This is a genomic window from Rhodococcus sp. KB6 (genome assembly GCF_001445685.1).
Lineage (GTDB): Bacteria > Actinomycetota > Actinomycetes > Mycobacteriales > Mycobacteriaceae > Rhodococcus_F > Rhodococcus_F qingshengii.
Window position 1 is genome coordinate 397,809 of sequence record NZ_LNAK01000134.1, and the last position, 24,518, is coordinate 422,326.

23 protein-coding genes are annotated in these 24,518 nt (G+C 63.4%); 14 read left to right on the forward strand and 9 right to left on the reverse strand.

The genetic code is table 11. The annotated features are described in order from the left end of the window. Positions 1 to 13: 13 nt before the first annotated feature. The 3 genes from ASU23_RS21790 (at position 14) to recX (ending at position 2,153) form a co-directional block, all read left to right on the forward strand. Positions 14 to 208 (forward strand): DUF3046 domain-containing protein, encoded by a 195-nt coding sequence (locus tag ASU23_RS21790; RefSeq protein ID WP_003942185.1) that lies wholly within the window; start codon positions 14 to 16, stop codon positions 206 to 208. A gap of 320 nt (positions 209 to 528) precedes the next feature. Next, a complete protein-coding gene (gene recA / locus ASU23_RS21795) occupies positions 529 to 1,566 on the forward strand; it encodes a recombinase RecA (RefSeq protein ID WP_007735170.1) in 1,038 nt (345 codons plus the stop codon). 8 nt (positions 1,567 to 1,574) lie between these two features. Further along, a complete protein-coding gene (recX, locus tag ASU23_RS21800; RefSeq protein WP_054825713.1) occupies positions 1,575 to 2,153 on the forward strand; it encodes a recombination regulator RecX in 579 nt (192 codons plus the stop codon). Positions 2,154 to 2,268: 115 nt separating this feature from the next. On the opposite strand, the gene ASU23_RS21805 is transcribed toward recX, so the two are convergent. The 4 genes from ASU23_RS21805 to gluA all read right to left on the reverse strand — a co-directional run bounded on the left by ASU23_RS21805 (position 2,269) and on the right by gluA (position 5,633). Then, on the reverse strand, positions 2,269 to 3,165 hold the full coding sequence (locus tag ASU23_RS21805; RefSeq protein ID WP_007735172.1) for an amino acid ABC transporter permease: 897 nt from the start codon (positions 3,163 to 3,165) through the stop codon (positions 2,269 to 2,271). Further along, on the reverse strand, positions 3,162 to 3,842 hold the full coding sequence (locus tag ASU23_RS21810) for an amino acid ABC transporter permease (protein ID WP_019748198.1): 681 nt from the start codon (positions 3,840 to 3,842) through the stop codon (positions 3,162 to 3,164). The genes ASU23_RS21805 and ASU23_RS21810 overlap by 4 nt, the downstream gene beginning before the upstream one ends. Positions 3,843 to 3,941: 99 nt before the next feature. After that, the gene (locus ASU23_RS21815) at positions 3,942 to 4,778 is read right to left on the reverse strand and encodes a glutamate ABC transporter substrate-binding protein (RefSeq protein WP_020907523.1); all 837 of its coding nucleotides are present in this window, start codon (positions 4,776 to 4,778) and stop codon (positions 3,942 to 3,944) included. A gap of 126 nt (positions 4,779 to 4,904) precedes the next feature. Further along, the gene (gene gluA / locus ASU23_RS21820; RefSeq protein WP_007735175.1) at positions 4,905 to 5,633 is read right to left on the reverse strand and encodes a glutamate ABC transporter ATP-binding protein GluA; all 729 of its coding nucleotides are present in this window, start codon (positions 5,631 to 5,633) and stop codon (positions 4,905 to 4,907) included. A gap of 231 nt (positions 5,634 to 5,864) precedes the next feature. On the opposite strand from gluA, the gene miaB reads away from it, so the two are divergent. Then, the gene (miaB, locus tag ASU23_RS21825) at positions 5,865 to 7,412 is read left to right on the forward strand and encodes a tRNA (N6-isopentenyl adenosine(37)-C2)-methylthiotransferase MiaB (RefSeq protein WP_047271495.1); all 1,548 of its coding nucleotides are present in this window, start codon (positions 5,865 to 5,867) and stop codon (positions 7,410 to 7,412) included. Next, positions 7,409 to 7,999: a hypothetical protein gene (locus tag ASU23_RS21830; protein ID WP_003942155.1), complete on the forward strand. Its 591-nt coding sequence runs from the start codon at positions 7,409 to 7,411 to the stop codon at positions 7,997 to 7,999. The genes miaB and ASU23_RS21830 overlap by 4 nt, the downstream gene beginning before the upstream one ends. 94 nt (positions 8,000 to 8,093) lie before the next feature. On the opposite strand, the gene ASU23_RS21835 is transcribed toward ASU23_RS21830, so the two are convergent. After that, entirely contained in the window at positions 8,094 to 9,479 is a 1,386-nt protein-coding gene (locus tag ASU23_RS21835; protein ID WP_003942193.1) for a DUF349 domain-containing protein, read from the reverse strand. Between the two features lie 139 nt (positions 9,480 to 9,618). On the opposite strand from ASU23_RS21835, the gene ASU23_RS21840 reads away from it, so the two are divergent. From ASU23_RS21840 to ASU23_RS21870, 7 genes are all read left to right on the forward strand, one after another. After that, entirely contained in the window at positions 9,619 to 10,380 is a 762-nt protein-coding gene (locus ASU23_RS21840; RefSeq protein ID WP_058038697.1) for a class III extradiol dioxygenase subunit B-like domain-containing protein, read from the forward strand. Further along, the gene (gene miaA / locus ASU23_RS21845; protein ID WP_058038698.1) at positions 10,368 to 11,303 is read left to right on the forward strand and encodes a tRNA (adenosine(37)-N6)-dimethylallyltransferase MiaA; all 936 of its coding nucleotides are present in this window, start codon (positions 10,368 to 10,370) and stop codon (positions 11,301 to 11,303) included. The genes ASU23_RS21840 and miaA overlap by 13 nt, the downstream gene beginning before the upstream one ends. A gap of 84 nt (positions 11,304 to 11,387) precedes the next feature. Then, positions 11,388 to 12,059, forward strand: a complete 672-nt coding sequence (locus ASU23_RS21850) for a class F sortase (protein WP_030535550.1) — start codon at positions 11,388 to 11,390, stop codon at positions 12,057 to 12,059. 32 nt (positions 12,060 to 12,091) lie between these two features. Then, positions 12,092 to 12,961, forward strand: coding sequence for a diaminopimelate epimerase (gene dapF / locus ASU23_RS21855; RefSeq protein WP_058038850.1), 870 nt, complete (start codon positions 12,092 to 12,094; stop codon positions 12,959 to 12,961). 75 nt (positions 12,962 to 13,036) lie between these two features. Next, entirely contained in the window at positions 13,037 to 14,512 is a 1,476-nt protein-coding gene (gene hflX, locus ASU23_RS21860; protein WP_058038699.1) for a GTPase HflX, read from the forward strand. A 10-nt stretch (positions 14,513 to 14,522) separates the two neighbouring features. Then, positions 14,523 to 15,512 carry a hypothetical protein gene (locus tag ASU23_RS21865; RefSeq protein ID WP_232508937.1) on the forward strand — a complete coding sequence of 330 codons (990 nt, stop codon included), beginning with the start codon at positions 14,523 to 14,525 and terminating at the stop codon, positions 15,510 to 15,512. Between the two features lie 56 nt (positions 15,513 to 15,568). Further along, positions 15,569 to 16,894 (forward strand): esterase family protein, encoded by a 1,326-nt coding sequence (locus ASU23_RS21870; protein ID WP_253741432.1) that lies wholly within the window; start codon positions 15,569 to 15,571, stop codon positions 16,892 to 16,894. Between the two features lie 39 nt (positions 16,895 to 16,933). On the opposite strand, the gene ASU23_RS21875 is transcribed toward ASU23_RS21870, so the two are convergent. From ASU23_RS21875 to ASU23_RS21890, 4 genes are all read right to left on the reverse strand, one after another. Beyond that, positions 16,934 to 17,191, reverse strand: a complete 258-nt coding sequence (locus ASU23_RS21875) for an HPr family phosphocarrier protein (protein WP_003942144.1) — start codon at positions 17,189 to 17,191, stop codon at positions 16,934 to 16,936. A 97-nt stretch (positions 17,192 to 17,288) separates the two neighbouring features. Beyond that, positions 17,289 to 19,358 carry a fructose-specific PTS transporter subunit EIIC gene (locus ASU23_RS21880; protein ID WP_058038701.1) on the reverse strand — a complete coding sequence of 690 codons (2,070 nt, stop codon included), beginning with the start codon at positions 19,356 to 19,358 and terminating at the stop codon, positions 17,289 to 17,291. Between the two features lie 18 nt (positions 19,359 to 19,376). After that, positions 19,377 to 20,372, reverse strand: coding sequence for a 1-phosphofructokinase family hexose kinase (locus ASU23_RS21885; protein WP_058038702.1), 996 nt, complete (start codon positions 20,370 to 20,372; stop codon positions 19,377 to 19,379). Further along, positions 20,369 to 21,136, reverse strand: a complete 768-nt coding sequence (locus tag ASU23_RS21890) for a DeoR/GlpR family DNA-binding transcription regulator (protein WP_003942134.1) — start codon at positions 21,134 to 21,136, stop codon at positions 20,369 to 20,371. Before ASU23_RS21890 ends, ASU23_RS21885 begins: the two co-directional genes overlap by 4 nt. Before the next feature lie 191 nt (positions 21,137 to 21,327). On the opposite strand from ASU23_RS21890, the gene ASU23_RS21895 reads away from it, so the two are divergent. Beyond that, complete coding sequence (locus tag ASU23_RS21895; RefSeq protein ID WP_058038703.1) at positions 21,328 to 23,001, forward strand: putative PEP-binding protein; 1,674 nt, start codon at positions 21,328 to 21,330, stop codon at positions 22,999 to 23,001. A gap of 75 nt (positions 23,002 to 23,076) precedes the next feature. Next, the gene (locus tag ASU23_RS21900; RefSeq protein ID WP_003942232.1) at positions 23,077 to 24,357 is read left to right on the forward strand and encodes a uracil-xanthine permease family protein; all 1,281 of its coding nucleotides are present in this window, start codon (positions 23,077 to 23,079) and stop codon (positions 24,355 to 24,357) included. The last annotated feature ends 161 nt before the right edge of the window (positions 24,358 to 24,518 follow it).

Below are 24,518 nucleotides of genomic sequence, written 5' to 3' on the forward strand. Positions count from 1 at the left end.
TACGGTGGCGGCTGTGCGGTTGACCGAATTTCATGAAATGGTGCGCGAAGAGTTCGGACAGGTACGAGGCGACTCGATGCTGATCGACCATGTACTCCAGAGTCTCGACGGAATGACTGCCGCGGAGGCCGTCGAAGCAGGCTGGGAGCCTCGCGAGGTGTGGCGTGCGCTCTGTGTGGAGTTCGACGTACCACCCGCCCGCCGCTGATTCTTCGGCGTGTCGAACGTCTCCCATCTTCTGTTCGAACACGTGTTCGTCTATGCTGAACCTGTTCGGTGGTGACGCTCCTTTGGCAACTGCGAACTTTCGATGTTCTACAAACGCGGTGACCTACAAACGCGGTGACCTACAAACGCGGTGACCTACAAACGCGGTGATCGACAAGCGCTAAAGCAAGATCGAAAAGTCTGTCGGTGGCCGGATCTACTCTGATCGCAACACACCAACAGGGTCGGCTCAGGCAGGCGCTGAAGAGACGGAGTCTGCTCAGGCAGGCACTGAAGACTGAAACAAGGATGGGGATCACGATGGCACCACAGGCACCTGATCGGGACAAGGCACTCGACCTCGCGTTGGCGCAGATCGACAAGAACTTCGGCAAGGGTTCGGTGATGCGCCTGGGTGAGGGTGTCCGCCAGCCCATCGCCGTCATTCCCACCGGTTCCATCGCGCTCGACGTCGCGCTGGGTATCGGCGGACTGCCGCGTGGCCGCGTCATCGAGATCTACGGCCCGGAATCTTCGGGTAAGACCACCGTGGCACTGCACGCAGTTGCCAATGCTCAGGCCAACGGCGGCATCGCGGCGTTCATCGACGCGGAGCACGCACTCGATCCCGACTATGCAGCCAAGCTGGGCGTCGATACCGATGCACTCCTGGTCTCGCAGCCCGATACGGGTGAGCAGGCCCTCGAAATCACCGACATGCTGATCCGTTCAGGCGCCCTCGACATCGTCGTGATCGACTCCGTGGCCGCTCTTGTTCCTCGCGCCGAGATCGAAGGCGAGATGGGTGACAGCCACGTCGGTTTGCAGGCTCGACTGATGAGTCAGGCGCTGCGCAAGATCACCGGTGCCATGAACAACTCGGGCACCACCGTCATCTTCATCAACCAGCTTCGCGAGAAGATCGGTGTGATGTTCGGTTCTCCCGAAACCACCACCGGTGGTAAGGCACTGAAGTTCTACGCTTCGGTCCGCCTCGACATCCGTCGTATCGAAACTCTCAAGGACGGTACCGACGCAGTGGGTAACCGCACTCGCGTCAAGGTCGTCAAGAACAAGGTCGCGCCGCCGTTCAAGCAGGCCGAGTTCGATATTCTCTACGGCCAGGGCATCAGCAAGGAAGGCTCGCTCATCGACATGGGTGTCGAGCACGGGTTCATCCGCAAGTCCGGCTCCTGGTACACCTACGAAGGTGACCAGTTGGGTCAGGGCAAGGAAAATGCTCGTAAGTTCTTGCTGGAGAACACCGATATCCGTGACGAGATCGAGAAGAAGATCAAGGAAAAGCTCGGTATCGGTGCTGACGTCACTGCAACCGACGAAGCTCCCGCCGACTTCTGAGTTCAGTCATGAGCTTCGACGACGGTGACAACGGCGAGAATGCTCGTGAAGAGTACGGCGCTCCTCGGCGTCGATCCCGTCAACGATCCGAGAAGCCGTCGCAACGCGCAGAGGGTGGGACGGAGGCGCAGGCCAAAGATGCTTGCCTACGCCTCCTGACCGACCGGGCGCGCAGTCGTTCCGAGCTGGAAACAAAGCTGAGCGGGCGCGGCTTCGAGCCCGAGATCATTGCCAAGGTCCTCGATCGACTCCAAGAAATCGGGTTGATCGACGACGCAGACTTCGCGAACCAGTGGGTTCATTCGCGGCACACGTACTCGGGCAAGGGAAAGCGTGCGCTTGCAGTCGAGTTGCGGCTCAAAGGAATCGACCAGGACACCGCTTCCGAAGCGTTGTCACAGATCGATCCGGAAGACGAGCGCGAGCGAGCAGCGGAGCTGGTTCGGCGGAAGCTGAAGAACAAGCCCGTCGATGATCGCGACAAGGTCACGCGTCGACTGGTCTCGATGCTGGCACGCAAAGGATATTCAGCTGGGATGTCGTACGAGGTGGTCAAAGCCGAGATGGCGGCGGTCACCGACTCGTAGCGAAGTGCAGCATTCAGAACAACAGGGCGGGGGTACCACCGAAATTCGGTGGTACCCCCGCCCTGTTGTGTATTCACGCTAACGCGGCTGGATTCGACTCACGGCTCCATCTGATTCACGGCTTGGTCAGGTCCATACCCGGAACCGAAACAGCTGGGTCGGCGGACGGAGCCGCGATGGGGCCCTTGCCCTTTCGCTTCCCGGACCGCAGGCGCTTCTCCACCTTGGTTGCCAGGAAGGTCAGAGCCGAGTTGAGAGCGATCATGATCGCGGCGACCACGATGAGCGCCGGCAGGAAGTTTCCGTAGAAGGTGCCGAGCTGTTGGGCCTGACGCACCAGCTCGACATATCCGATCAGGTAACCGAGGGCGGAGTCCTTCAACGCCACGACCATCTGTGAAATCAGGGCCGGGAGCATGGCGGTAACCGCCTGGGGGAGCAGGATCGTCACCATGATCTGCGTCTTGCGCATACCAAGTGCCTTGGCGGCCTCACTTTGCCCTCGTGGGAGTGAGTTGATTCCGGCACGGACGATCTCGGCGATCACAGAACCGTTGTACAGAGTCAGACCCACGACGACTGCCGCGAGTGCGAGGTACTTGGACTTGAAGACCTCGTATTCGGCGAACACCTGATACGAGAAGATCATCAGAATCAGAACCGGTACTGCTCGGAACAATTCGACGATGACGCCGCAAATCTTCCGAATGATGTTGTGCTCGGAGAGTCGGCCGATACCCAGTGCAGAACCGAGGATGAGCGCGAAGACGATGGACATCGCAGCCGCGATCAGCGTTCCCCGGATGCCGGGTATCAGATACGTTGTCCACGACGTGGATTCGAGGAACGGATCCCACTTCGCTGCTGTCAGCTGGCCCTTTTCGTCGAGTGCGCGGTAGATGACGTAACCGATTGCGACCATGAGTGCAGCGACGACAAGGGACGCGAATCGGTAGAGATTTCGCGCTCTCGGACCTGGCGCGTCGTAGAGGACTGTTGCGCGGTTGCTCATCGTGAAACCTCGAATCGCTTGCTCAGCTTGCCGAAGATCAAGCCCATGGGAAGTGTCAGGATCACGAAACCGACAGCGAAGATTCCACCGACGACGAAGATCGCCGCTTCGTTTTCGATCATCTTCTTCATCAGCGCTGACGCTTCGGATACGCCGATCACCGCGGCGATGGTCGAGTTCTTGGTCAGTGCGATCAGCACGCTACCCAGCGGTGCTGTGACCGCGCGAAATGCCTGAGGCAGGACGATCAGCCGAAGATTTTGTGCAAACGACAGACCGAGTGATCGGCCCGCTTCGGCCTGGCCGACCGGAACGGTATTGATTCCCGATCGAAGTGACTCACACACGAACGCGGCGGTATAGACACTGAGGCCGAGTACTGCGAGTCGGAAGTTGTTGTCTGTCAAGAACGTCGGTGAGTCCGACTTGGCGAGATTGACTCCGAGCGTCTGCGACAGACCGAACAGACAGAACAGCAGAATCAGTGTCAGGGGGGTGTTGCGGAACACGGTCACGTACGCGGTACCCAGGAATCGGGCGACCGGAACCGGTGACACGCGCATGGCCGCGATCAGGACACCGATGATGACGGCGCCGATCGCGGAGAAGAACGTCAGCTGGATCGTGGTCCAGAAGGCTTCCAGAATCTGGTCGCCGTACTTGCTCAGAAGGTTCACTTGCCGTCTCCCCAGATCACGGGATCTCCGTTGGTGGCGTCACGCGCTGCGGCTCCCGAAGTGGGGAGCCGCAGCGAGATTGACGGTGAAAAAAGCAGGTCAGTAACGATCAACGGTGGGCGGGGCCGGGATGGGGTAGCCCGAAGCACCAACGGTGTTGTTGAAGGCTTCTTCCCACGCGCCGGTGGAGATCATCTTCTCGATGGCATCGTTGATCTTGCCGCGACCCTCGGAATCGTCCTTGGCCAGGCCGACACCGTACTTTTCGGTCGTGAACGGTTCTCCGACGACCTTCAGCTCGCCCGGGTACTGGGCAGCGTAGCCGGCGAGGATGATGTCGTCGGTGGTGACAGCGTCGACAGCGCCGTTGCGCAGAGCCTCGACACAAGCGGAGTAGGTGTCGAGCGGCTGGAGCTGGACGTCCTTGGCGTAGTTGTCCTGGATGTTCTGCGCCGGAGTCGAACCCGACACCGAGCAGAGCTTCTTGCCGCCGGTCAGGGAATCGGGGCCGGTGATGTCGGTGTTGTCGGAGCGAACGAGCAGCGACTGGCCTGCGATGAAGTACGGGCCGCCGAAGCTGACCTTTTCCTTGCGCGTGTCGGTGATCGAGTATGTCGCGACGATGTAGTCGACCTCGCCGTTCTGGATCAGGGTCTCGCGCTGGGCTGACGGAGATTCCTTGAAGGTGATGCCTTCGGGCTTTACGCCCAGTTCGTTTGCGATGTAACGGGCTACCTCGACGTCGAAGCCGGAGAAGGTGCCGTCAGGGTTGCGCTGACCGAGGCCGGGCTGATCGAACTTGATGCCGACGGTGAGAGTGCCGTCGGAAGCGCTCTCGGTGATCGACTTGTTCTCCTCGCCGCCGCCACAGGCCGTGGCAGCGAACGCGATGGCCATGATTCCGATTCCGAAACGGACGGAACGATTGATCTTCATGAAGATCCTCTCAGTTGTCGACACACGAACAGTGCAGTCGAGATGAACGGTGCAGCCGAGGTGAACGGTGCAGTCGAGCAAGTTGTCTTGTGGACGAGGACAGGACTGTCGGAGGGGAGACTGTAATCAGTGCGTGAGGATCTTGCCGAGGAAGTCCTTGGCCCGATCCGACTTCGGATGGGTGAAGAACTCTTCGGGCGTGGTGTCTTCGACGACCTGGCCGTCAGCCATGAACAGCACACGATCGCCGGCTTTGCGGGCGAATCCCATCTCGTGCGTGACCACGAGCATGGTCATGCCTTCCTTGGCGAGGGAAGTCATGACGTCGAGAACCTCGTTGACCATCTCGGGGTCGAGAGCGGAGGTGGGCTCGTCGAACAACATCACCTTCGGCTGCATCGCAAGAGCGCGAGCAATCGCGACACGCTGTTGCTGACCGCCGGAAAGCTGCGCCGGGTACTTGTCGGCCTGATTGGCGATACCGACGCGCTCGAGCAATGCCTGCGCCGTCTTCTTGGCTTCGTCCTTCTTCGCCTTGCGGACCTTCATCGGTGCGAGCATGACGTTCTCGAGGATCGTCTTGTGTGCGAACAGGTTGAAGGACTGAAAGACCATCCCGACGTCGGCACGAAGTGCGGCAAGTGCTTTGCCCTCCTCGGGGAGCGTCTTTCCGTCGACGGCGATGGTGCCGGAGTCGATGGGTTCGAGGCGATTGATGGTGCGGCACAGAGTCGACTTACCGGAGCCCGACGGACCGAGGACGATCACCACTTGGCCCTTGGGTACCTCGAGATTGACCTCTTGCAGGACGTGAAGTTCCCCGAAGTGTTTGTTCACCGAGGTCATCGAAATCATGGATGTGGAATCGCCGGAGGTGGTCGGCGTCGTCGCATCGTCGGCTTGGGTCATAAACGAGAACCTTAGGCGTAGTTTGCGTCGACGCCCGTGATTTCGCCATGGTTCTTGCCATATGTAATGGAAATTTTACTGTGACGACGTTTATGTCGCGTTTCGGCTGTTTATCAGGGCGTTATTACACGTCGTAGTGGACGTGAGCTAGGCTGAAGCGTGTCACTGATCGACGAAATGTCCCCTGCACTTCCGGAGCCGACTGCAGTTCCGGAGCCGACGGCGAAGTCTGTTCGCACCTACGAGGTGCGGACGTACGGCTGTCAGATGAACGTCCACGATTCCGAGCGACTGTCCGGTCTGCTCGAGGACGCCGGGTATTCGAAGGCGGAGACCGGAACCGATCCTGATCTTGTCGTCTTCAACACGTGTGCGGTCCGCGAGAACGCGGACAACAAGTTGTACGGCAACCTCAGCCAGCTCGCCCCGAACAAGGAGGCGAACCCCGACATGCAGATCGCGGTCGGCGGGTGCCTGGCGCAGAAGGATCGTGACACCGTCGTCAAGAAGGCGCCGTTCGTCGATGTCGTCTTCGGCACTCACAACATCGGCTCGCTTCCCGCGCTGCTCGACCGTGCGCGTCACAATCAGCGCGCCGAGGTCGAAATCCTCGACGCACTCGAGGCGTTTCCGTCGACACTGCCAGCCAAACGCGAATCTGCTTATGCAGGTTGGGTTTCCATCTCGGTGGGCTGCAACAACACGTGTACGTTCTGCATCGTTCCGGCCCTGCGTGGCAAGGAAGTGGATCGACGTCCCGGCGACATTCTGGCCGAGGTGCAGGCACTCGTCGACGAGGGTGTCTCGGAAGTGACCCTGCTGGGACAGAACGTCAACGCCTACGGCGTGTCGTTCGCCGATCCGGAGCAACCGCGCGATCGCGGAGCCTTCGCCTCCCTCTTGAAGGCATGTGGACACATCGACGGCCTCGAACGGGTCAGGTTCACATCGCCGCACCCGGCAGAGTTCACCGATGACGTCATCGAAGCTATGGCAACCACTCCCAACGTCTGCCCGCAACTGCACATGCCGTTGCAGTCCGGTTCGGACAAGGTTCTCAAGGCGATGAAGCGCTCGTACCGCAAGTCGAAGTACCTCGGGATCATCGAGAAGGTGCGCGCCGCAATGCCGCACGCCGCCATCACCACGGACATCATCGTCGGGTTCCCGGGGGAGACGGAAGAGGATTTCGAGGAGACGCTGGACGTCGTGCGTAAGGCGCGATTCTCCAACGCCTACACCTTCCAGTACTCCAAGCGCCCGGGCACGCCGGCGGCGGAGATGGCCGATCAGCTTCCCAAAGAGGTTGTCCAGGAACGCTACATGCGATTGCTCGCCGTTCAGGAAGAAGTGAACATCGAGGAAAATCGCAAGCTCGTCGGCACCGAGGTCGAACTCTTGGTGGCAGCGGGGGAGGGTCGGAAGAACGCGGCGACTCAACGTCTCAGTGGTCGCGCGCGAGACGGCCGCCTGGTGCATTTCCGCCCCGAGGGAAACCTCGACGGCACAATCCGACCCGGTGACGTGGTGACGGTCGTCGTCACCCACGGAGCCCCTCATCACCTCGTGGCAGATGACGGAGTGCTCACGCACCGTCGGACCCGCGCCGGTGATTCGTTCGAAAAGGGCATCACACCCAAGACCCCGCCCATCGGCGTAGGTCTCGGACTACCGAAGATCGGTGCCCCGGCCCCACAACCCGTCCAGATGGGATGCAACGCATGACCTCGCAACACGAGAACACGACACCACAGCCGGGCGACGACGCCTTCGAGGGCTACCGCAAGGATCTCGACGACGCGGAACGCAAGGTCGCGGGAGAAATCGATCCGGGTGTGCGCGCCATGGTTGTCGCGGTTGCGGTGCTCGTGCTGGTCGGCACCCTTGCCCTGCCCCATGCGGGAGTTGCGAACGGCTGGGATGTGCTCGCGTACAACCAGGACGCGGAAACCGAACGGATTGCACTGTTCTCACGCTTGTTCGTGTGGTTCGTCGTCATCTTCGGCATCGGATTCTCGATGCTCGCGCTGGTCACGCGGCGTTGGAGTCTGGCCTGGGTCGCACTCGCCGGCAGTGCCGTGGCGAGCGCTCTCGGCATGATGGCCGTCTGGTCGCGTCAGACCATTCCCGCCGGTTTCAATGTGGCAGGACCGTCGATCGGGCTGATCATCGGATGGTTTGCCGTCGTGTTCTTGACGTTCCATTGGCTCAAGGTGGTCTGGACACGAACCAACATTCAGCTCGCTGCCGAGGAGCAACGCCGGATCGCTGCGGCCGAAGCCGAGAAGCATCAGGAATGGAACGTCGGCTGACACAGCAGGCCGTCCGTCCAAAGCACAAGACAACGCCGGCTGACTCCTTTCGGAGTCAGCCGGCGTTTTTGTTGTCTTTACGGCTCGTCGTCGATTACTCGTTGACGGCGCTTTCGGCAGCTTCGGCCCACTCACGCCACTGCTTGGCCTGAGCGAGAGCCTTCTCGGCGTCCTTCGTCTTGCCGGCAGCCTGAGCCTTGGCGGCCTGCTCCTCGAACTGGCTCACCCGCTCCTTGAACTGCGCGACCCGGGCAAGTGCTTCCGGATCGGTGCGACGCCACTCGGCGTCGACCGCGTCGCGCACCTTGGTTTCGATGGCCCGGAGCTTCGCTTCGAGTTCCTGCATTCGGTCGCGCGGCACCTTGCCGATCGCGTCCCACTTCTCCTGCAGGTCGCGAAGCGCTGCGCGGGCGTTCTCGAGTCCGTGCGCCGGATCGATGTTCGCATTGGCAGCGAGCAGCTCCTCTTTTGCAACCGCGTTCTGCTCGAATTCGGCATCGCGCTCGGATGCAGCAGCGTTGCGCGCGGCGAAGAACACATCCTGAGCGCCCTTGAAGCGCTTCCACAGGTTGTCGTCGGCCTCGCGCGGTGCGCGGCCGGCAGCCTTCCACTCGCTGAGCAGATCGCGGAATTCCCCGGCGGTCTGTCCCCATTCAGTGGAGGTCGACAGCTTCTCGGCGCGCTCGACCAGTTCTTCCTTCGTCGAACGGGCGCTCGCACGATCCCGGTCGAGTTCGGCGAAGTGGGCTCCACGTCGTCGGTTGAAGGACTCACGAGCCTTCGAGTAACGCTTCCACAGTGCGTCGTCGACCTTGCGGTCGATTCCGCGAATCGTCTTCCACTCGTCGAGAATCTCGCGCAGTCGATCACCCGCGGTCTTCCACTGGGTCGACTCCGAGCCGATCTGCTCGGCCTCGACTGCGAGGGCCTCCTTGCGGGCGGTGCTTGCCGCGCGCGACTGTTCCTTCTCTTCCTTCGCGTGCGCTGCGGCCTCGTCGGAACCGGCAACGATCACGTCGAGTCGGCGAGCCAAAGCGTCGAGGTCACCGATCACTGCAGCGGTCGAGAGGGATTCGGACAGAGCGATGGCGGCAGCCTTGGTCTTCTTGGCGTCTCCGGCGCCCGACGTCAGTCGCGCCTCGAGTAGCGAGACCTCGGTCGCGAGGTCGTCGTAGCGACGACCGAAATGGGCGAGGCCCTCGGTGGCGTCGCCGGCCTGCCACGAACCGATCTGACGTTCACCGTCAGCGGTCTTCACCCAGGCGGTTCCGTCTTCCTCGACGCGTCCGAACTTGCTCGGGTCGCTGGCCGGTGCGGCGGTGACGGCATGCGAGGCTGCTGGTCCGGGGCGAGGTGCTCCGGGGCGGGGCGCACCGGGGCGTGGTCCACCAGGTTTGGGAGCGCCGGGTTTGGGTGCTGCCGGGCTCGGGCTGGCCGAACTGCTGTCGGCGCCGGTGGTGGGTTCACTGTTCTCGGTCATCGGTCCTCGTCTCTGCCGCGCGTCACGGCTGCCTGATCGCATTCCTGGTTCCATTGAACCCGGTACTCACGTTCTCCGACTATTGAATCAGGTAAGAGGGTGTGAGGTCGCCACCTCGGGGTCGACTAGCGTGGCAACTGTGTTGACTTCCGCTGTTCTCGTCCCCTCGGCGCCGTTACTCGTGCCGGAATTGTCCGGTGATTCGACCGAGTCCGCTCAGGTGCGTGCTGCAGCGACAACCGCTGTGCGCCGGCTCGCTCACGAGGCGGTGCACTGGGTGGGCGTCGGCGTCGGCCCCGAGAATGCAGAACCCGAGAAAGCAGCAGGCGAACACTGGCGATCGGGCGTCGGACGTGGGCAAATCGGTACGTTCGCTGGATTCGGCGCCGATGTCCGGACGTCACTGGACGCGGATGCGGCAGGCGAACCGGTGCCATCTCTCGAACTGTGCGCCCTTGTTGCCGGCTGGCTGCGTGGCCGAACAGACGTGGAGATAACCGTCGACATGCACGTCGTCAGTGCAAAGGCGTCGGCGAATGAATGTCGTGAATTCGGGCAGCAGCTGCGCAAGCAACTCGACAGCGACAACCGACCGCAAGGGCTTCTGATCGTTGCTGACGGTGCGTCCACGCTGACGGCAAAGGCGCCAGGAAGCTTCGACGAGCGCGCCGCGGGTGTGCAGTCGGCCATCGACGACGCCCTGACGGCCGGTGACCCGGAGGCGCTGCTTGCTCTCGATCCGCGGCTCTGCCGCAGTGTCGGAGCCCAGGGGCGCGCGGCGTGGCAGGTCCTGGCCGGTGCCTTTACGGGCTCGTCTCGGTCGGCCCATCCTCGCGCGACGGTCGACTACAGCGATGCGCCGTTCGGCGTCGGTTACCACGTCGGGACGTGGCGGCCGTGAACGTCCCTGAAGAACTTCGCCCGATCGCAGTTGTCGGTCCGACAGCGTCGGGAAAGTCCGATCTCGCGTTGGCACTGGCCGAAGAATTCGGCGGTGAAATCATCAACATCGACGCGATGCAGCTCTATCGCGGCATGGATATCGGGACCGCCAAACTGACACCGGCCGAGCGCCGTGGGATTCCGCATCACCTGCTCGACGTTCTCGATGTGAAGGAGACCGCCACCGTCGCGCGTTATCAAAGCGACGCGATCGCGATCGCCGAGGATCTGATCGCGGCGGGCAAGGTTCCGGTGATCGTCGGCGGATCCATGATGTACGTCCAGTCTTTGCTCGACGAATGGTCCTTTCCGGCAACCGATCCCGAGGTTCGTGCGAAGTGGGAGGCGGTGCTCGCCGAAGGAGGGGTCGGTGCGGTGCATACGGCGCTTGTTGCTGCTGATCCGGTAGCAGCGGCGTCGATACTGCCGACGGACGGTCGGCGGATGGTTCGGGCGCTCGAGGTCGTCGAGCTGACAGGTCTGCCGTTCGCGGCCTCGGCGCCGCAGATCGGTGACCCTCGATGGGGAACCCGCATTCTCGGCGTGGATCGGGATACGGAAGAACTCGACGCCCGGATTCGGTTGCGAACAGAGCTGATGTTTTCAGACGGACTTGTCGACGAAGTTGCCGTGCTCGTCGAGCAAGGATTGCGTGATGGCGTCACCGCGCCGCGAGCCATCGGCTACGCACAGGTGCTCGCACATTTCGACGGTGAATACGATCTGGCCGAAGCACTCGAACGGACGTTCATCGGGACACGGCGCTATGTTCGCCGACAACGATCATGGTTCCGTCGTGACGCACGCGTGCACTGGCTCGACGGTGCCGATCCGGAGCTGCCCGACTCCGCCTTCGCGGCGCTCGCAGATCGCGGTCTGTAACACGATCGAGCGGATCAGCTATCTTACAGTTAGCTCTTTCGCGATCCATTCGTTTCGCGATCGACGGACTGGAGGACAACGAACATGGCGCAGACCGGGACACACGCGCGACCGAGAGGCCGACGCGCGGGTCGGCTGCCGCTTCTCCTACTGCTCGTCACATTTCTCGCGGTCGGCGGGGTGCTCGTCTATTTTGCGGTGAGTGCGGCCGGGAAGCCCATCAGCGCACCTGTTCCCGAAGCACCCTTCGACGTGGGAGCTCCAACCGATCCAGGGGCGAGTTGGGCGCCTGCGCCAACGGATCTGCCGCCGAACACGCTCGCGATTCCCGATCTCGATGTGCGAGCCGACATCGTGACCAGTGGGTTCGGCGCCAACCGCGGAATGATCCTTCCGCATCCTGACAAGGTTTCGCATTTCACCAACGGTGTGCAGTTCGGATCTTCGGAGGGCACCAATCTTGTTGCCGGCCACGTCGACGACGGTGACCGCACGCACGGCGCCTTGTGGGCGCTGCACCAGATGAAGCCTGGAACACCGATCTATGTCAGTGACGACACCGGAACGATGTTCACCTATCACGCAGCGAGCCTGAAGTTGTACGAAAAGGTGGCTTTGCCTGCGGAGTTCTTCTCCGAATCCGGTGCGCCCAGGCTTGTCCTGGTGACCTGCGGGGGCGCGACGGTGCCGGATCCCTCGTTGCCGTCCGGCTTCACCTACGAACAGAACGTGGTGGTCACCGCGTCACCTGCGTAAATCGCTCGGTAGGTCCGGATAGGATGGCGACCATGGATTTCAGTAAGGGCCACGGCACGCAGAACGACTTCGTTGTTCTCCCTGACCTCGACGTTCGGATCGATCTCGAGCCGACGCGAGTTTCAGCGTTGTGTGATCGTCAGCGTGGCCTCGGCGCCGACGGCATCCTTCGTGTCGCCCGGGCAGGCGCACTTGCGGACGCGGGCGTGCTCGGTGCGCTGCCCGACGGCGTCGCTGCCGAAGACTGGTTCATGGACTACCGCAACAGCGACGGCTCCATCGCCGAGATGTGCGGAAACGGCGTTCGCGTATTCGCCCACTATCTCAAGGCCTCGGGCTTGGAGAGCAAGGACGAGTTCGTGGTCGGCAGCCGCGCCGGAGCGCGTCCGGTCGTGGTGCACGGCTACGACGCCACGCATGGTGACGTGACCGTGGCGATGGGCCCGATCAAGGACCTCGGCACCAGTTCGGCAACAATCGACGGCCGCGTCTTCGCCGGTGTCGGGATCGACGTCGGTAATCCGCATTTGGCGTGTGTCGACGAGCACGTGACGCCAGAAGTGTTGAGTTCGCTCGATTTGAGTGTTTCGCCGGGCTTCGATCCCGGGTTCTTCCCGCACGGCGTCAACATCGAGATCGTGACTCCGATCCACGACGGTGGGGTTCACATGCGCGTCCACGAGCGCGGTGTGGGCGAGACTCGTTCCTGCGGAACCGGAACGGTCGCAGCTGCGGCCGCGGCGCTGAGGTACGACGGCCGCGATGAAGGCTCGGTACTGGTGCGCGTGCTCGGTGGCGAGGTGCAGGTCACCGTCGAAGGCGGCAAAGGGTCGTTGCGGGGGCCCTCGGTTCTGGTGGCGAACGGGACGATCAGCGATGCCTGGTGGCAATCGCTCGTGTGATATCGCCCGCGGGAAATACGCCTGCAGGAAATACGGATGCACCGTGGCCAGGTTTCGTGGGACCATAGATCTTGTATGACGAACACACATGAAAACGAAGAGTCCACCGCTCACGAGCAGTCCGAGTACGCGCAAGCCGAATACACGGCAGCGTCCGCATCGAGCAACCCGTCGACCGGTGAGATGCAACTCGCAGATCGCGGCGCCCTGCGCCGCGTGGCCGGTCTGTCGACCGAGCTCGAGGACGTCACCGAAGTCGAGTACCGCCAGCTTCGACTCGAAAGAGTTGTCCTGGTCGGCGTCTGGACGCAGGGAACTGCCGAGCAGGCCGAGGCGAGCATGACCGAGTTGGCCGCACTTGCCGAGACGGCCGGCTCCGAGGTCCTCGAAGGACTGGTTCAGCGTCGCGACAAACCCGACGCTGCCACCTACATCGGTTCCGGCAAGGCGCAGGAACTGCGCGAAGTAGTCCTGGCGACCGGCGCCGACACCGTCGTCTGCGACGGTGAGCTGACGCCGGCGCAGCTCACGGCGCTGGAGAAGATCGTCAAGGTCAAGGTCATCGACCGGACAGCTCTCATTCTCGACATCTTTGCTCAGCACGCCACTTCGCGTGAGGGTAAGGCGCAGGTCGCTTTTGCTCAGATGGAGTACATGCTCCCGCGTCTGCGTGGTTGGGGCGAGTCGATGTCGCGCCAGGCCGGTGGCCGTGCCGGCAGTAACGGCGGTGTGGGCCTGCGTGGTCCCGGTGAAACGAAAATCGAGACGGACCGCCGTCGTATTCGTGAGCGCATGGCAAAACTACGCCGCGAGATCAAGGGCATGAAGGCCGCTCGCGACACCAAGCGCACACGTCGACTGCAGAGCGACATCCCGTCGATCGCCATCGTCGGATACACCAACGCGGGCAAATCGAGTCTGCTCAATTCGCTCACCGGATCGGGTGTGCTCGTGGAGAACGCGTTGTTCGCCACCTTGGACCCGACCACTCGCCGCGCAGCACTCGACGACGGCCGCGAGTACGTACTCACCGACACGGTCGGCTTCGTGCGACACCTGCCGACTCAGTTGGTCGAGGCATTCCGCTCGACTCTCGAGGAAGTAACCGACGCGGATCTGCTGCTGCACGTCGTCGACGGTTCGGATCCGTTGCCGACAGAACAGATCAAGGCTGTTCGGGAAGTCGTCACCGATGTTCTGCGCGAGACGGATTCGAAGGCTCCGCCGGAGTTGATCGTGGTCAACAAGATCGACGCGGCAGATCCAGTTACGTTGACGCAACTACGTGGTCTGTTGCCTGGTGCCGTGTTCGTCTCGGCGCGGACGGGTGAGGGAATCGCCGAACTAAGAGCACATCTCAGCGAGGTGCTGGTTCGGCCGGAGGTCGAGGTCGACGTGCTGGTGCCGTACACGCGCGGTGACTTGATGGCTCGAATCCACTCGGACGGAACGATTTTGGAATCGACTCACGAAGAGGCGGGAACGCGGGTGCACGCACGCGTGCCACAGATGTTGGCCTCGGCATTGGTCGACTACGCACCTAGTGCGTAGTTTCGGGGCCGTGGTCGCGGTGATTGCTGCGACTACGGCAACCGCACTGCTTCCCGGAGCGCTCGCACAGGCGTCGTCGTTCGAACCGAGCGAGTTCGCCCCACTCTGTACGCCTACCGATCCTGCGCTCCAGGAGTTGTCGGGGATGGTCGTCGTCGACGATCGGATCTACGCGATGGGCGACGGCGGCAGTGACGACTTCGTATTCGAAATGGACCTGAACTGTGTTGTCCAGAAACAGATTCCGGTCCCGATAGATCCTTACGACGTCGAAGATCTTGCGGTGAGTGGGCGAACGCTCGTTCTGTCGGACACCGGTGACAACCTCCGGACCCGCGAAACAGTGGCGTTCATCACGATGGACCTCGATTCCGGTGACGGTACGTTGCACCGCCTCACGTACCCGGACGGTGCGCACGACACCGAGTCGATACTGCTCGACCCCGACGGCCACGTTTTTGTCGTGACCAAGGAATTGTTCGGCGAAAGCAGTGTCTACACACCGGTCGGGGATCAGAAACTGAGTGACTTGGCGCAGCCCGGCCCGACGCCGCTCGAGCGCGTCGGAGCCGTGTCCCTCGGACCGGAGAAGCCCGTGTCGGTGATGTTCACCGGGGGAGCGGTGTCGTCGGACGGTTCGGCGATCGCACTTCGGAGTTACTCCGACCTGTACCTGTACGAAGTCGTGGACGGCGGAATCGGCGCGACGCTCACCGGTACCGAACCGCTGCGGATCCCGCTCCCGAAGGAGCCTCAGGGTGAGGCGGTGGCATTCAACGATGCGGGCGATGTTCTGATCGGTTCTGAATCTGCCGGCGGAGCGTTGCCGCCGGTGTACGTGATGCGAGCGCTCGTGGACGCGACAGAAGCGACGGCTGACTCGTCTGACGGTTCGGTCGGTGTCGGGGTCGATCCGTGGACATTCGTGTGGGCCGGGTTGGTCGCGGCAGGATGTGCGATCGGGGGCGCGGCGTTCGTGAGATTTCGACGACGCCGCTGATTCCCAAATAATTCCACGAATTCGCAGACCGACGGTAGATGTGGATACTGGAACGAATGCACGGGCATCAACTCCTGACGCGGCTCTCGCGTATGTCACTCGAGCACGGACACATCACCGCAGCGCTGCTCGTGGGTTCCGTCATCGTCGGCGTCGGCACGTTGCTTCTGCTTCGGTGGTTGCCGCGTCGGGCCGCGTTGGTCGCGCTAGGTCTGTCAGTGCTCGGATCAGCCACCGGTGCGATGTTCGTGTGGCTCAGCTTTCGGCCGCTGCCCGCGCAGCTACCGGCGTCGAATTTTGTCTGGATAGCGCTGGCGATGTTCGGAGTCATCGGCGCCGCACTCGTTCTCCTTCGGCGCCCAGGGCTTGCGCGTGGCCTTTCGGTGACGGCATTCGCCGGGCTGGCCGCGATCGTCGCGGTAGGTCAGGTCAACGCGCAGACCGGCACCTATCCCACACTCGGCTCACTGGTCGGGCACTGGCCGGTCGGGTCGGTCGAGAACGTTGCCTTCGATTCGCTCCCCGGGGCCGAACCTTGGGTTCAACGGGGACTGCCCACCGAAACTCATTGGCAGGTTCCGGTGCGGATGCCGAGCAACGGTGTCGTGACGGAAGCGGCGATTCCAGGAAACGTTTCGGGATTCGACGCGAGGCCTGCGACGCTGTATCTCCCGCCGGCCTATCTTGCCGATCCGCGTGCCGAGTTGCCCGTACTGGTGTTGGTGGCGGGTGAGCCCGGCAGCCCCAGCGACTGGCTGGACAGTGGCCGGCTCGCGACCACCGTCGACGCCTATGCGTCGAGGCATTCCGGGCTTGCTCCCGTCGTGGTGGTGCCCGACGCGTTGGGGGACTACGACGCCAACCCCGGCTGCATGGATTCTGCGCTCGGCAACGTCGCGACGTATCTGGACCAGGACGTCCCGAACTGGATCGAATCGAACCTTCAAGTGAATCCGGACGCTGCGCAATGGGCTATCGGTGGGTTCTCCTACGGCGGGACATGCGCGATCGAAATGGCCGTGAACTTCCCGGACCGATACCCGTCGTTCCTGGACTTCTCCGGCCAGGACGAACCGTCGACCGGTGACCACGAGGACACTGTGGCTGCGATGTTCGACGGCGACGAAGACGCTTTCGACGCGGTCAACGCCCGAGACCTGATGGCGCAGAATCGGTATCCGCAGTTGTCTGGTGTATTTGTCGCGGGTGAGGACGACGACATCTACCGCCCTCAGCAGGAGATCATGTTCGAGGCTGCACGCGCCGCCGACATGAACGTGGACTACTACACCCTTCCCGGCGGACACTCGGGTGATGTGTGGGGCACTGCTCTGGAACTCGAAATGGACTGGCTGGGCCGGACACTCGCACTGACTCCGTGAGAGTGTCCGGCCCGCTACACAGCACCGACTGACATCAGGTCAGGCGTCGAGATCAGCGGCTACCAGCTCGGCGACCTTGGCGAGTGCGTCGGCGTCGTCGGACTCGATGGTTACTTCGGTGTCCTTGGCGGCTCCGAGCGTCATGATCATCAGTGCCGAACCTGCATCCACGGGTTCGCCGTCGGCGACTGCGAGGGTGACCGTGGCGCCGGAGGCTCCGACTGCTTCGGCGATGAGAGCGGCGGGGCGGGCGTGGAGGCCGACTGCGGAACCGACGGCAACTGTCTTGCTGGGCATGGGATCTCCTCGTTGTAGAACTGTCGTTGCGGACGTTATGGGGTGTTCGGGCAGATCTGGTGACTCGGGTGGTGACTGCAGTGTTGCCTGCTGTCGATCATGCCGCAGCGGGCACGATTTCGGGGTCGAGTTCGGCATCGGACGGCCCCTTGCGGAAGAACTCCTTGGCTCCGACGACGGCGAGCGCAGCTACCACGGTTCCCGCGGCGAGCGAGACCAGGAACCAGCCGATTCCGCCGACTGCGAAGAAGACGAAGATGCCGCCGTGCGGGGCGCTGAGAGTGACGTCGAAAGCCATGATCAGCGCGCCGGTGACCGCGCCGCCCGCCATCATCGAGGGGATCACGCGAAGCGGGTCGGCAGCGGCGAACGGAATCGCGCCCTCGGAGATGAATGCCGAACCCAGCAACCAGGCAGCCTTTCCGTTCTCCCGTTCGGCTTCGCTGAAGAGCTTGGGACGCAGCACCGTCGAGGCAAGTGCCATGGCAAGCGGCGGAACCATACCGGCAGCCATGACAGCCGCCATGATGCGCAAAGTGGCCGGGTCGTTGACGTTGAGTCCGGCGACGGCGAAGGCGTAAGCCGCCTTGTTGACCGGTCCACCGAGGTCGAAGCACATCATCAGGCCGAGAATGATGCCGAGGAAGATGGCCGAGCTGCCGGACAGTCCGTTGAGCCAGTCGGTGAGACCGGAGGTGATCGCGGCGAGCGGACGCCCGAGGACGATGAACATCAGTGCTCCGACGACCAGCGTCGCGAACAGCGGGATGATTACCACCGGCATCAGGCCTCGCAGCCACTGCGGGACGGCGATCCGGCCGATGTAGAGCGCGACGACACCGGCGATGAGACCACCGACCAAGCCGCCGATGAAACCGGCACCGACGAACACGGCGACCGCGCCGGCTGTGAAGCCGGGAGCGATGCCAGGCCGGTCGGCGATGGCGAAGGCGATGTAGCCGGCCAACGCGGGCACCAGGAAGCTGAATGCCAACGAACCGATCTGGAACAGCACTGCGCCGAGATAGGTGGCCAGACCACCGTCGGGAAGGTTGGTGATCGAGTTGTTGAGAACGATGTCCTTGGCCGGACCGGAGATCTCGTATCCGCCGAGCAGGAAGCCGAGTGCGATCAGCAGACCGCCGGCCGCGACGAACGGGATCATGTAGCTGACACCGGTCAGGAGGACCTGACGGAGGTGGGTGCCGAACCCTACGGAACCGGCATCGGAATCCGCGGCCGCTGCGGCGGTGCCGTCAACGGTGGCGGCGGCGGGATTCTCGGAGGCGCGCAACGCTTCTGCGAGCATCTTGTCCGGCTCGTTGATTGCCCGCTTCACACCGGAAGCGACGACGGGCTTACCGGCGAATCGTTCGCGGCCCTTCACGCCGACGTCGGTGGCGAAGATGACCGCGGCGGCTCCCGCGATCACCGAAGGGTCAAGGGGGGTGCTTCCGCTTGAACCTTGCGTTTCGACGTGCACCTTGACGCCGGCGCGTTCACCCGCGGCGACGAGTGAGTCCGCCGCCATGTAGGTGTGAGCGATTCCGGTCGGGCAGGCGGTGACCGCGACGATGTGACGCTCCGCGGGCGCTGGTGCCGGGGCCTCCTCGGTAGCGTGTTTCCCGGTGGAAACAGGTGCCGGGGGTGTCGCTGCCGCAGCATTTGCTGCAGGATCCTTCGGTGCGGGATTGAGTACCTCGTCGACCAGTCTCACGATCTCGTCCGGCGTCGACGCTTCACGAAGTGACGTGACGAACGCGGGCCTGACGAGTGCTCGGGCCAAGGAGGAGAGCAGCTTCATGTGCTCGGCCCCGGCGCCTTCGGGTGCCGCGATCAGGAAGACCAGATCGGCGGGGCCGTCGGGTGCACCGAAGTCGACCTTCGGATCGAGGCGAGCAAACCCCAGGGACGCGGACGAGACAGCCTCGGCGCGGCAGTGGGGAATTGCGATTCCGCCGGGCAGTCCGGTCGCGGACTGCGCTTCGCGAGCGAGTGCGGCATCGACCAGTCCCGCGGCGTCGCTCGCCCGCCCCGCTGCAGTCAATCGCGCTGCGAGAGAACGAATGACATCTTCCTTGGTCGAACCCAGGTCGGTGTCGAGTGAGATCAGTTCGGGACTGATGATCTCCGGGCCGGAACTGCCGGCTGCGGTGGTATCGGACATGTCAGGTTCCTTAGGGCGTCAGGCGAGTTCGGTGGGGACGGGGATGGGAGAGGCGGCATCTGCTGCAGATACCGAAACCGCTGCCAGATCGATCTGTTCGGGTGTGGGAAGGGTTGTGCCGGGAAGGGAGGCAGCGGCGCTTCCGTAGGCGACCGCGTGACGTAGCCGCTCGGATTCCGAGCCGCCGCCCGCTTCGGCGAGGATGTAGCCGGCCAGCGACGAATCGCCTGCGCCGACGGTACTGACTGCGACAATCGGGGGAGCGGTGGCGATCCACGCGCCGTCGGCCGTGACGAGGACGGCACCGGCTGCGCCGAGTGTGGCGAGCACACTGCCGACGCCGCGATCGACCAATCGCTGTGCCGCCGTGATCGCAGGCCCGGGATCACCGTTCTCGGCAGCACGTTCGAGGACGTGGCCGTCGACGCCGGTCAGTTGCGCGAGTTCCTCGCCGTTGGGTTTGAGCAGGTCGGGTGCCGAGCCGGGGAAGCCTTCGGCGAGTGCCGTCAGCGGGGCGTCCGAGGTGTCGACCGCCACCTTGCACGGGTGATCGCGCAGCGCCGCGACAAGTTCGCCGTACCACCCCAGCGGAACGCCGGGAGGCAGTGAGCCGGACAGCGCGAACCACAGTGCGGTATCGGCGCGGACGATCAACTCCTGTGCCAGGGCGTCGAGCGTCGAACAGGACAGCGTTGCGCCCGGTTCGTTGATCTTCGTCGTGGTCCCGTCCGGTTCCGCGATGGTGATGTTGGTGCGAGCCGGACCCGTTGTGGCGACGCCGATGTGGGGAATCCCACCGGTTGCGAGCGCCGAGAGCAGAGGGTCACCACCGTTTCCCGGTAGAACGGCGAGCACGTCGAGGTCGGCTGCGGCGAGAACACGCGCCACGTTGACCCCCTTGCCGCCGGGGTCGCTGCGACTGGAGTGGGCACGTAGGACGGAGCCTCGTTCGAGCCGTTGCTCGAGTTGTACTGTCCGATCGATACTCGGGTTGGCTGTCAGTGTGACGATCATGCGATCACCACCTCGATTCCGTGGTCGTGGAACTCGGATGTGTCTGTGGGACTGATCTCTTCGTCGGTGATGAGGACGTCGATGCTGTCGAGTGGTGCGAAGCTGATCAAGTGCTCGCGGCCGACTTTGCTGGAATCGGCCACCACGACAACGTGATTGGCGGCCTTGACCATCGCTCGTTTGACGGCGGCCTCTTCGCTGTCCGGGGTGGAGAGTCCGTGCCCGACGCTGATCGCGTTGGTTCCGACGAAGGCGACGTCGACCCGCAACGTGCTCAGCAGGCGCAGAGCGTCCTCGCCGACCGCGGCTTGCGTCACCCCGCGTACTCGTCCGCCGAGCAGGATCAGGGAAATCGAGTTCATCGATGCCAGTCGTGCGCCGATCGGCACGGAATTGGTCACGGCCGTGAAGTCGTTCTCGGTCGGAAGTTCGGGGATCATGCGGCCCGTGGTCGTGCCCGCGTCGAAGATGACGCTGCCGCCGGTAGGAGGGAGATAGGTGACCGCGCAGCGGGCGATCCGGTCCTTCTGTTGCGCGCGGGTCTGATCGCGTTCCGCCATGCCCGGTTCGGTCACGTGGAGGGATCCGGTCGGAACGGCGCCGCCGTGTACACGCCTGATCTGTCCGATCCGCTCGAGGAAGGCCAGATCGCGACGCACGGTCTCGGTGGTCACACCGAAGGTCTCCGACAGCGCCGCCACGGACATGCGTCCGCGCTGCGACACCATGGTGCCGATCGCTTGTTGGCGTTCTTCCGCGTACACGTGCTCTCCGATTCCGAAATGTGATCCGACGGTGCGTTGTGGATCACAGTGAATGTTGCTGTATGTTGTTTTACGCCCGAGTGTGTTGACATGTCAAGACTTGGGAGTAATCTTCGTCACAACGAAGGTGAGGGCTTTACGCGCTCGAGGTGATCCGGTGTGGCACCGGGCCCATCGCTCAAGGAGGACAGATGACCGAACAGCTCAACCGAATCACCGTGCACGGCACCCCCGTCGTGCCCGGAATTGCCTACGGCCCGGCTATCTGGCCGTCCAGCCGACCAGAACTCGTCACCGAAGCACCGGCCCTCGACGAGGCCGATCGAGAGTCCGCTGCAGACGCCTTCGTCGCAGCAGCGAAGGCTGTCGAGAACCGCCTTCTCGGACGGGCTGCCGAAGCCACAGGCGCGGCCGCAGAGGTCTTGCAGGCCAATGCGGCGATGGCAGCTGATCGTGGCTGGATCGGGGCGGCCAAGAAGTCGATCACCGGCGGAGTGCCCCCGGTGCAGGCTGCGATCGCGGCGACGGAGCAGTTCGTGGTGCTGTTCACCAAGGTCGGCGGTGTGATGGCCGAGCGCGTCACCGACCTCGAGGACATCCGCGACCGCGTGATCGCCGAACTCTCCGGATTGCCCGAACCCGGAGTTCCGATGCCCGAGACGCCGTCGGTGCTGTGCGCGGACGATCTGGCTCCTGCGGACACCGCGGGCCTCGATGCAACCAAGATCATCGGACTCGTGACCATCTTCGGCGGCCCGACCAGCCACACGGCAATCATCGCGAGGCAGTTGGGCATCCCGTGCATCGTGGCCGCGAAGGAATTGGAATCCATCGCGGCCGGAACACCGATTCTGATCGACGGAACCACCGGCGACGTGATCGCGGAGCCCGATCCCGAGCAGGCGCGCGAACTGGTCGAACAATCCCGGATCGATCGCGAACGCGTCAGTACGTGGACCGGACCAGGCCGGACGTCGGACGGCCGGCCGGTAGACGTCCTCGCCAACGTTCAAGACGGCGCCGGCGCTCGGGCCGCGGCGCTGACCGCAGCGGGAGGCATCGGGCTCTTCCGGACCGAACTCTGCTTCCTCGGCCGTGAGACCGAACCGACCGTAGACGAGCAGGCGGCGATCTACGCCGAAGTTCTCGAGGCCTTCGCAGGCAAGAAGGTCATCATTCGCACGTTGGACGCGGGTTCGGACAAGCCGCTCAAATTCGCCAACCATCAAGAGGAAGCGAATCCGGCACTCGGCGTTCGTGGGGTCCGAATCGCCTGGCAGGACATGGGAATTCTCGACCGCCAGCTCGACGCGATCGCGGCAGCCGCGGCGTCGACCAACTCGTCGCCGTGGGTCATGGCACCGATGATCGCCACCCCGGCCGAGGCGAAACGTTTTGCCGATGCGGTGCGGGCACGCGATCTTGTTCCCGGTGTGATGGTGGAGATCCCGGCGGCGGCGCTGTTGGCCGACCAGATTCTCGAACACGTCGAATTCCTCTCGATCGGTACCAACGACCTCGCTCAGTACACGATGGCCGCTGATCGGATGTCCTCCGAACTCGCCGACCTGACCGATCCATGGCAGCCCGCGGTGCTCGCCCTTGTCGCACGTACGGCCCAGGCCGGTCAGGCGGCAGGCAAGCGTGTCGGCGTCTGCGGTGAGGCGGCCGCCGATCCACTGTTGGCCTGCGTACTTGCCGGTCTCGGCGTTTCCTCGCTGTCGTGCGCTGCGGCATCGGTAGCGGGTGTGGGAGCGAAGGTCGGGTCAGTCACCATGGCGCAATGTGAGGCGGCTGCGGCGGCCGTGCTGGCAACCGGTGATCCCGTGGCAGCGCGCAAAGCGGCGGCTGACGCAATCAGCTGATCTGGTTTCGTTGGTCTCGGTCGGAGACCGAGCGCCTGACCTCTAGTATTTCGACCTGTGATCGAACGAGAAACAATGACCGGGACCGGCGGAATCGGCTGGACTGTCCACGGAGACGGCAAGCGGATCGCCGACGGCGCCGTCGTGGCGCCGGATGAACGACTGAGTTGGCCGCGCACCATCGGGATCGGGATGCAGCACGTCATCGCGATGTTCGGAGCGACACTGCTCGTTCCGACCATCACCGGCTTTCCCGTCACGACGACGCTGTTGTTCTCGGGTATCGGCACGGCACTGTTCCTGCTCATCACCCGGGGCCGGATCCCCAGCTATCTCGGTTCGTCCTTCGCGTTCATCGCGCCGCTGACAGCGTCAGCAGGGTCAGGCCCGGCCGCGCAGCTCGGTGCCGTCATGGCCGTCGGCATCGTGTTGATGTTGATCGGCGTCGCCGTACGTCTGATCGGCAGCCGGGTCATCGACGCCGTCATGCCGCCGGTAGTGACAGGTGCCGTCGTCGCGCTGATCGGTCTCAACCTCGCTCCGACGGCGGTCGGTTCCTTCGAATCGCAGCCGCTGATCGCCACGGTCACGCTCGTTTCGATCCTGCTGGTCACGGTCGTCGGTCCCGGGCTGCTCGGCCGGTTGGGCATTCTGGTCGGCGTCGTGATCGGCTGGGTCTTCGCCGCGGTCATCGGTGGTCTCGACAGTGAACGAGTGTCCGCTCTGCGCGAAGCCGACTGGTTCGGGCTGCCGAGTCTGCACGGACCGTCGTTCGACTGGTCGGTGATCGTGCTCGCGCTGCCCGTGGTGATCGTTCTGGTCGCCGAGAACGTCGGACATGTCAAGGCGGTGTCCGCCATGACGGGTAAGTCCCTCGATGACCTGGCCGGCAATGCGCTGTTTGCAGACGGTCTCGCCACGACCTTGGCGGGCGCCGGCGGCGGATCCGGAACCACCACGTATGCCGAGAACATCGGGGTCATGGCAGCGACGCGTGTGTACTCGACCGCGGCGTACTGGGTAGCGGCCGCCACCGCCGTGATCCTGGCATTTTCGCCCAAATTCGGTGCACTGGTCTTCACGGTTCCGAACGGCGTCATCGGCGGTGCGACGATGGTTCTCTATGGACTCATCGGCATTCTCGGTGTGCGCATCTGGATGGAAGCGAAGGTGGACTTCACCGATCCGGTCAACCTGACCGTCGCCGCTGCCGCACTGGTTGCCGGCATCGGGAACCTGACGCTGACCATTGGTTCGGTCGAGCTGGGCGGCATCGCTTGGGGGTCGATCGGCATCCTGGTCGCCTACCCGATCATGCGATACCTCGCCAAATTCCGTACTTCGAGTAACAGATAACCGCTACAGTCACGAATCGTGATCGTTCGGGTCATCGACGGGTATCGCAACAGGTTCTACCGTCGGAGGCAGTGACGTGGGCCCGCGAACTTCGGCGTGCCCAGTCTCAGCGAAAACATCCCGACCGGGTACATCATCCCCACCGGGTACATCACTGAAGT